Here is an 8,726-nt window from a genome sequence, read left to right on the forward strand (position 1 = left end):
GTTCCTGGCAACTATGTCACTTCTGACATAGTCTCAGAGAAAGGGGCGGCCATGCGCGCGATAGTCGGCTCGTTGGGACTCGTACTGGTGCTGACCGCTTGCGGAGGCGCGGTCAGCACCTCGGCCGCCCCCAGCCCGTCACCACCCCCCAGCGCCACCCCGACCCCCACGCCCACGCCGACGCCCACGCCGACGAAGGCCAAGGCGAAGGGCCCCAACGTGAGCGGCTGCTACACCCGCGACGACGGCAAGATCTTCACCTACGGCGACGACATGCCCGGCGTCATCACCGGCAAGGGCGAGGTCGGCGTCGTCATCACCTACGAGCGGCGCGGCAACGTGTGCTCCTGGCGCCCGCTGTCCGACCGGCTCGTCGCCGACGGCTACCGCGTCCTGCTGTACGCGCGCAAGTCCGTCGACCTGCCCGAGGACACCGCGCTGGCGATGGCCAGGCGGCTGGCCAAGGAGAAGGGCGTCGAGCGGGTCTTCCTGGCGGGCGGCTCGATCGGCGCCACCGTCTCGGCGACCGCCGCGCTGGAGCTGGGGGACAAGGCCGCCGGGGTGATCGCCCTGTCAGGCGCGATCGACGCCGCCGAGGCCGCGAAGCTGAAGGTTCCGCTGCTCCAGATCGGCACCGAGCACGACAGCTACGGCGGCGCCGACGACCTGCAGACCGCGCACGACGCCGCCACCCGCGCCCCCGACCGGCAGATCCACGTCATCAAGGGCGAGAGCGCGCACGCCTCCGATCTGTTCCGCGGCCCCTACGCCACCGAGGTCATCGACCGGGTCGTGGCGTTCATGGACCGGCACAAGGGCTGAGCTCCACCAGGTTGTCGTGGTAGACCGCACCCCTGCCCAGGTCGGCGTCACGCTCGGCGACGACCGTGTTGGGGTTGGCGCCGCCCGGGCTGAGCTTGGGCCAGCGGCCCTTGGGCGAGGCCACCACGCCGGGCGCCACCCGGTCGCTGATCTCGACGTCGGCCAGGAAGCCGCCGCCGGCGTTGTGCACCCGCACCCGCTGCCCGTCGCTCAGCCTGCGCGCCCGCGCGTCGGCCGGGTTGACCAGCACGACCGGCTCCTTGGCCCGCCGCCGCAGCTCCGGGTTGTTGCCGAAGGTGGTGTTGAGGAACGTGTGCGGGGCCGGCGTGATCAGCGTCAGCGGGTACGGGCCGCGCCCCGCCGTGCGCGCCGACAGCGACGGCACGTACGCCTTGCCCGGCGGCGGGAACCGCAGCCGGCCGGACCGGGTCGGGAAGCCGTCGGCGTGCGGCGTGAAGGGATCGGGGTAGTTCATCCGCACCCAGCCCTCCTTGCGCAGCCTGTCGACGGTGATGCCCTCAAGCGAGGAGTGCCCGCTGGACAGCAGGTTCTCGGCCAGCTCCAGATCCGTGTCGAACAGGGACGGCTCGGTCATCCCCATGTGCGCCGCCAGCCGGCGGAAGGTCTCGGTCGTCGACAGGCACTCGCCCGGCGGCGGGGTCGCGGGCTCGTTCCACAGGAGGTAGAGGTGGCCGTAGCCGGCGTGCAGGTCCATGTGCTCGGTCTGCATCGTCGCGGGGAGCACGATGTCGGCGTAGTCGACCGTGTCGGTCGGGAACTGCTCCATGACGACCGTGAACAGGTCGTCGCGCATCAGCCCCCGCCTGATCCGGTTGCTGTCGGAGGTCGAGCCGACCGGGTTCGCGCCGTAGACCCACAGGCACTTGACCGAGTCGGGGTCGGCCAGCTCGGAGGCCAGCCGGGTCATGGTGAGCGTGCGCACCGGCTTGGCCAGCAGGTCGTCGCGCGTGTCGATGTTGACGTGCACGTGGTCGCTGGTCGAGTAGGCGACGCCGCCGCCCGGATGCCGCCAGTCGCCGGTCACGGCGGGGATCGCGGCGATCGTGCGCATCGCGGTGCCGCCGCCCTCGTGGCGCTGGATGCCCATGGTGGCGCGGATCGCGGTGGGCCGGGTGTGGGCGAGCCTCACCCCCAGGCTGTGGATGTCGGCGGCCGGGATGCCGGTGATCTCCGCCGCCGTCTCGACCGGATATTTCAGGATCTCGGCGCGGAAGCTCTCCCAGCCGTCGGTGTGCCGGGCCAGGAAGTCCTCGTCCTGCGCGCCCTCGGCCAGCACCACGTTCAGCAGGCCCAGCGCGAGCGCCGCGTCGGTGCCCGGCCGGATCGCCAGATGCTGGTCGGCCTGGTCGGCGGTCCTGGTGCGGATCGGGTCGATCGCCACCACGTGCGCGCCCTCGGCCCGCGCGTCCTGCACGAACTTCCACAGGTGGTGACCGCTGGTGAGCGTGTTCGTGCCCCACAGCAGGATCAGCCGGGACTGCGCGAAGTTCTCCGGGTCCATGCCGCCGGCCGTGCCGTTGGTCAGCCGGAGACCGGAGGTGCCCGCCGCCGAGCAGATGTTGAGCCAGTGCCGCGAGGCGCCCAGCATGTTCCAGAACCGGCGGCCGGCCACGCCCTCGCAGCCCTGGAGGTAGCCCAGCGTGCCCGTGCCCTGGTAGGGCCAGATCGCCTCGCCGCCGTGCTCCTCGACGATGCCGCGCAGCCGTACGGAGATCTCCTCCAGCGCCTCCTCCCAGGAGATGCGCTCGAACTGCCCGGACCCCTTGGGGCCGGTGCGGCGCAGCGGGTGGAGGATGCGGTCGGGCGCCCGCGTCTGCTCCAGGTAGCGGTTGACCTTCACGCACAGCGCGCCGCGCGTATAGGGATGGTCGGGGTTGCCGCGCATCTTGACCGCTTCGCCGTCCCGCACGGTGACCACCCAGGAGCAGGTGTCCGGGCAGTCAAGCGGACACGCTCCCAGCACCTTCAGTTCGCCCGACATGCGTCACAGCTTATGTGGAGCCCCTGCGGCGCGGTCAGGGGGAGTTCACGGTAGAAATCAAGGTGAAGGGTTGGAGCTCCACCGACACGGGGCTCACAGATCGTACGATGCGCCCGGAAAGGTGCAGAATCACTGTCGGTGGCCGAAATCAGAGAAAGCGAAGACGCGGAGGACCTCTCGGAAGGGGATCCAGCCGTGGGCGAAGCGCGCGCTGACGCGGACGTCTACGTCGTCGAGCCGCTCCTGCCCCAGCGCCTGCGCAGGCCCTCCGACCTGCTGCGGCTGTTCGCCACGCTGCTCACGCTCGGCGCGGTGATCCTGCTCGCGCTGGTGGCCAAGCAGACGCTCAGCGGCCTCGAACGCGACGTCAGCGAGGGCACCGCCCTGGTGCCGCTGCTCAGCCGCGTCGCGACCTTCGTCGGCGGCGCGGCCGTCCTCATCGTGCCCGTCGCCTTCGCCGTCGAACGCGTCTTCCACCGCGACGGCCTGCGCGTCGCCGAAGGGCTCATCGCCGCCATCGTCGGCATGGTCGGCTCGTTCCTGCTCGGCCAGTGGCTGGTCGGCGGCAACGTCGACGACCTCGGCAGGCTGCTCACCGGCGGCCGGCCCATCGAGCCGCTCAACACGCTGCTCACCTCCGTCACCGCCTACGCCACCGCCGTCCGCATCTCCCGCCGCCCCACCTGGCGGGCGCTCGTGTGGACCGTGATCGGCCTCGACATCCTGGCGCTCTACTCCGGCGGCCAGATCACCCTGCCCGGCGCCATCGTCACCGTCCTGGTCGGCATGGCGATGGGCTACGCCACCCTGTACGGGATCGGCAGCCCCAACACCAGGCCGCCCGGCAACGCCGTCGTGGCCACGCTGCGCAGGCTCTCGTTCTCCCCGGTGTCGGCCCGCCGCATCGAGGACGACCACCAGGGCAGCCGCCGCTACGCCGTCGGGCTGGCCGACGGCGCGAGCCTCGACGTCACCGTGCTCGACCGCGACCGCCAGGTGGCCGGCCTGCCGTACCGGCTGTGGCGGCGCATCCGCCTCAACTCCGAGACCCGGCGCAAGGCCATCAGGTCGCTGCGCGCCGAGCTGGAGCGCGAGGCGCTCATGGCCTACGCCGCCCAGGCCGCCGGGGCCAGCACGCCCCGCCTGCTCGGCACCAGCGAGATCGGCACCGAGGCCGCGCTGCTCGTCTACGAGCACCTCGACACCCGGCCGCTCGACGAGGTGCCCGACGAGGAGATCAGCGACGACGTCCTCGCCCAGATCTGGGAGCAGGTCTCGCTGCTGCAGATCCAGCGCCTCGCCCACCGCAGGCTGACCGGCGACGGCATCCACCTCGACCGGGCCGGCCGCGTCGTGCTCACCGACGCCCGCAGCGGCGAGATCGCCGCCGGCGACCTGCTGCTGCGCCTCGACATCGCCCAGCTCCTCACCTATCTGGCGCTGCGCGTCGGCGCCGAGCGGTCCGTCAGGGCCGCCAGCGCCGTCATGGGCTCCGACGCGCTGGCCACCGCCATGCCGCTGCTCCAGCGCATCGCGCTCACCCGCGAGACCCGCGCCGCGCTGAAGAAGGACAAGCACCTGCTCACCGCGATCCGCGAGCAGATCGTCGCGCTCAAGCCGCAGAGCAAGCCGGAGGAGATCCGGCTGGAGCGCTTCCGGCCGCGCACGCTCGTCACGATCATCGCCAGCACGTTCGCCGCCTACATCGTGCTGTCCCAGCTCAGCCGGGTCGACGTGGTGCAGGTCGTCACCACCGCCAACTGGGCCTGGACCGGCCTGGCGCTGCTCGCCTCGTTCGTCAGCTTCGTGGCCGCCGCGCTGATGCTGCGCGGCTTCGTGCCCGAGCACCTGCCGCTGTGGCGCACGGTGCTGGTGCAGTTCGCCGCCTCGTTCGTCAAGCTCGTCGCGCCCGCGGCCGTCGGCGGCGTCGCGATCAACACCCGCTACCTGCAGAAGCGCGGCATCGTCCCGGCGCTGGCCGTGGCCAGCGTGGGCGCATCGCAGCTCGTCATGATGGTCTTCCACATCGGCCTGCTGCTGCTGTTCGCCTACATCACCGGCTCCAACACCGCCACCACGTTCACGCCGTCGCGCGGCCTGGTCGTGGTGCTGCTGTCGGTGGCGCTGCTGGTCGTGGTGCTGTTCGGCATCCCGCCGGTGCGCCGGTTCATCACCCGGCGGATGCAGCGGCTGTTCGCCAACGTGCTGCCCCGGCTGCTCGACGTGCTGCAGACGCCACGCAAGATGATCGAGGGCGCCGTCGGCACCCTCATGATCACCATCGCCTTCGTGGCCTGCCTCTACGCGTGCGTCCACGCGTTCCGCGGCGAGATCGACTTCACCACGGTCGCGGTCGTCTACCTCACCGCCAACGCCATCGGCTCGGCCGCGCCCACGCCGGGTGGCCTGGGCGCGGTCGAGATCTCACTCACCGCCGGGCTGAGCGTCGCGGGAGTGCCGCCGACCCTGGCCACCTCGGCCGTGCTGCTCTACCGGCTGCTCACGTTCTGGCTGCCGGTGCTGCCGGGCTGGGCGTCGTTCACCTACCTGCAGCGGCACGAGGCCCTGTGATCTCGTCGATCGCCTTGAGCTCGTCCTCGGTGAAGGCCGGGCCGTCCACGCACGCCACGTTGTCCTCCAGCTGACGCACGCTGCTCGCGCCGACCAGCACGCTCGTGACGCGCGGGTCGCGCAGCGTCCACGACAGCGCCATCTGGGCCAGGCTCTGCCCGCGCCCCCTGGCCAGCTCGTCCAGCGAGCGCGCCAGCTCCACGTCGATCTGCTTCTCGCTGAGGAACCGGCTGGTCGCCGCCCGCGAGTCCGCCGGCACGCCCTTCAGGTAGCGGTCGGTCAGCAGCCCCTGCGCCAGCGGCGAGTAGACGATGCAACCCATGCCCGCCTCCTCCAGCGTGTCGAGCAGCCCGCCCTCGATCCACCTGTTGATCATCGAGTAGGACGGCTGGTGGATGAGCAGCGGCGTGCCCAGCTCCCGCATGATCCTGGCCGCCTGGGCGGTCTGCTCCGCCGAGTAGTTGGAGATGCCCGCGTACAGCGCCTTGCCCGAGCGCACCGCCCGGTCCAGCGCGCCCATGGTCTCCTCCAGCGGCGTGTCGGGATCGGGCCGGTGGCTGTAGAACACGTCCACGTACTCCAGGCCCATCCGGCCCAGCGACTGGTCCAGGCTGGCCAGCAGATACTTGCGCGACCCCCATTCGCCGTACGGGCCGGGCCACATGTCGTAGCCGGCCTTGGTGGAGATGACCAGCTCGTCCCGGTACGCGGAGAAGTCCTGCCGGAAGATCCGCCCGAACGTCCGCTCCGCCGACCCGTACGGCACGCCGTAGTTGTTGGCCAGGTCGAAGTGCGTCACGCCCAGGTCGAAGGCCCGGCGCAGGATCGCCCGCGAGTTCTCCAGCGGCCGGTCGTCACCGAAGTTGTGCCACAGCCCCAGCGACACCGCCGGCAGCTTCAGCCCGCTGCGCCCGCTCCGGTTGTACGGCTGCCGCTCGTAGCGGGCGGCGTCGGCCTCGTACGTCATGCTGTCCCTCTTTCGATGATCCACGACAGCGCGAACGCCTCCTCGCGCCAGGCGTCGTACCGTCCGCTGCGCCCGCCGTGTCCCGCGCCCATCTCCGTCTTCAGCAGGAACGGCCCGCCCTTGGCCGTGGCGCGCAGCCGCGCGACCCACTTGGCCGGCTCGTGGTAGAGCACCCGCGTGTCGTTCAGGCTGGTGATCGCGAGAATCGGCGGATACGTCCTGTCGTCCACGTTCTCGTACGGCGTGTACCCCTTCATGTACGCGTACACGTCCGCGTTGTGCAGCGGGTCGCCCCACTCGTCCCATTCGATCACCGTCAGCGGGAGCGACGGGTCGAGGATCGTGTTCAGCGCGTCCACGAACGGCACCTCGGCCACCACGCCCGCGAACTCCTCCGGAGCCAGGTTGACCGCCGCGCCCATGAGCAGCCCGCCCGCCGAACCGCCCCTGGCGATCACCCGGCCGCTCCACCCGGCCTGCTTGAGATGCCGGGCCGCGGCCACGAAGTCGGTGAACGTGTTCTTCTTGCTGGTGAGCTTGCCCTCCTCGTACCAGCGCCGGCCCATCTCGCCGCCGCCGCGCACGTGCGCGATCGCGAACACGAACCCCCGGTCCAGCAGCGACAGCCGTGGCACCGAGAAGCCCGGGTCGATCGACGTCTCGTAGCTGCCGTACCCGTACAGCAGCGTCGGAGCCGGCAGCGTCGTGTCCTTGCGCTTGACGACGGAGATCGGGACCTCGGTGCCGTCCTCGGCCGTGGCCCACTCGCGGAACTGCTCGTAGTCCTCGGGGTCGTAACCGCCGAGCACCGGCCGCCGCTTCAGCAGGATCAGCTCCCGCGTGGCCAGGTCGTAGTCGTAGACGCTGGCCGGCGTCACCATGCTGGTGTAGGCCAGGCGCAGCCGGTTCGTCACGAACTCCGGGTTCCCGGCCGGCCCGACGTCGTAGAGCGGCTCCGGAAAGTCGATCTCGTACGGGGCTTCGCCCTCGGGCAGCACCCGCAGCCCGGTCAGGCCGTCACGGCGGAAGTGCACGACGGCGTGGCCCGCGAACGCGTCGATCTCCAGCAGCCGGGTGTCCTCCCGGTGCTCGATCACCGGCGTCCAGACGCCGGGGTCGTCGAGCGGCGCGGTGGCCAGCTCGAAGTTGCGCGCGTTCTCGTTGTGGAGCACGTAGAAGAAGTCGCCCGCGTGCTCGATGCCGTACTCGACGCCGGTCTTGCGGGGCCGCACCAGCCTGAACTCGCCTGCCGGGTCGGCGGCGTCGAGGATGCGCACCTCGCTCGTGATCTTGCTGCCCGCGCCGAGCACCAGGTAGCGCTCGCTGCGGGTCAGCCCGATGCCGACCCAGAACCGCTCGTCGGTCTCCTCGTAGACGAGCACGTCCTCGCTGGTGCCGAGCGTGTGCCGGTAGACCTGGTAGGGCCGCCAGGCGTCGTCGACCCGCGTGTAGAAGAACGCCGACCCGTCGGCCGACCAGGCGCCGCCGTAGAAGATGTCGGTGATCTCGTCCTCGAGCAGCTCGCCCGTCGCCAGGTTCTTGAACCGCAGCGTGAAACGCTCGTCGCCCTTGAAGTCGGTGGAGTAGGCCAGCATCGTGCCGTCGGGCGAGACGGAGCTGGTGCCGACGGAGAAGAACGGGCTGTCGCCGGCCAGCTCGTTGCCGTCGAGGATGACCTGCTCGCGGTCGAGGCGCTCGCCCGGCGTGATCTCCGGCGGCGTGTCGCCGTCGGCGGGGACGCGGCAGGAGGTGGCGTACTGCTTGCCCTCCTCGGTGCGGGAGAAGTACCACCAGCCGCCCTTGCGGCTCGGCACCGACAGGTCGGTCTCCTGCGTGCGGCCCTTGATCTCCTGGAAGACCTGCTCCTGGAGCTCGGTCAGATGGGCGGTCTCCTCCTTGAGAAAGGCGTTCTCCGCCTCCAGGTAGGCGATCGTCTCCGGATCGTCTTTGTCGGTAAGCCAGGCGTACTCGTCGATCACGGTGTCGCCGTGATGGGTGCGCTCAGCCGGAACCTTCTTCGCCACAGGGGGCGTGTTGCCTCTGCTCACGTGGGGGAGTCTATGGTCGGCCGTGATCGATTTGTGGCCTGGCGGCGCAGGCAACACGGCACGAACGGTCTTGGGCGCTGCTAATCTTTAGAAGCCGACGCGGTGCGGCGCAACCCAACCTCCTCACTCAGGTGATTTCGGTATGGGCTGTGCGGCTGGCGAAGGCACTCCTCGCAAGCTGGTAAGTTAGCGGGGCGTCGAAATTCCAGCAGGTCGAGCAGGTCCGGTCAATTTGACAGAGACTTGAACGGCTGAAAGAATTAAGACACAACGAAATGAGCGCCTCTCGCAGGACTGGGGAGCAAGCGTCCGTTTC

5 protein-coding genes are annotated in these 8,726 nt (G+C 70.4%); 2 read left to right on the forward strand and 3 right to left on the reverse strand.

Annotated features, from left to right (window positions below):
• The first annotated feature begins 51 nt into the window (after positions 1–51).
• Complete coding sequence (locus tag ACWDXC_RS40340) at positions 52–822, forward strand: alpha/beta hydrolase (protein ID WP_449991449.1); 771 nt, start codon at positions 52–54, stop codon at positions 820–822.
• Here ACWDXC_RS40340 and ACWDXC_RS40345 read toward each other — a convergent pair.
• Positions 800–2,824: a molybdopterin-containing oxidoreductase family protein gene (locus ACWDXC_RS40345; RefSeq protein ID WP_449991452.1), complete on the reverse strand. Its 2,025-nt coding sequence runs from the start codon at positions 2,822–2,824 to the stop codon at positions 800–802. The genes ACWDXC_RS40340 and ACWDXC_RS40345 overlap by 23 nt on opposite strands.
• Positions 2,825–3,019: 195 nt before the next feature.
• On the opposite strand from ACWDXC_RS40345, the gene ACWDXC_RS40350 reads away from it, so the two are divergent.
• Entirely contained in the window at positions 3,020–5,395 is a 2,376-nt protein-coding gene (locus ACWDXC_RS40350) for a lysylphosphatidylglycerol synthase transmembrane domain-containing protein (protein ID WP_219506440.1), read from the forward strand.
• Here the strand turns inward: ACWDXC_RS40350 and mgrA are convergent.
• Positions 5,364–6,362: an L-glyceraldehyde 3-phosphate reductase gene (mgrA, locus tag ACWDXC_RS40355; RefSeq protein ID WP_449991455.1), complete on the reverse strand. Its 999-nt coding sequence runs from the start codon at positions 6,360–6,362 to the stop codon at positions 5,364–5,366. The genes ACWDXC_RS40350 and mgrA overlap by 32 nt on opposite strands.
• Positions 6,359–8,410 carry a S9 family peptidase gene (locus ACWDXC_RS40360; RefSeq protein ID WP_449991458.1) on the reverse strand — a complete coding sequence of 684 codons (2,052 nt, stop codon included), beginning with the start codon at positions 8,408–8,410 and terminating at the stop codon, positions 6,359–6,361. The genes mgrA and ACWDXC_RS40360 overlap by 4 nt, the downstream gene beginning before the upstream one ends.
• Positions 8,411–8,726: the final 316 nt, after the last annotated feature.

The organism is Nonomuraea sp. NPDC003214, from assembly GCF_053590035.1.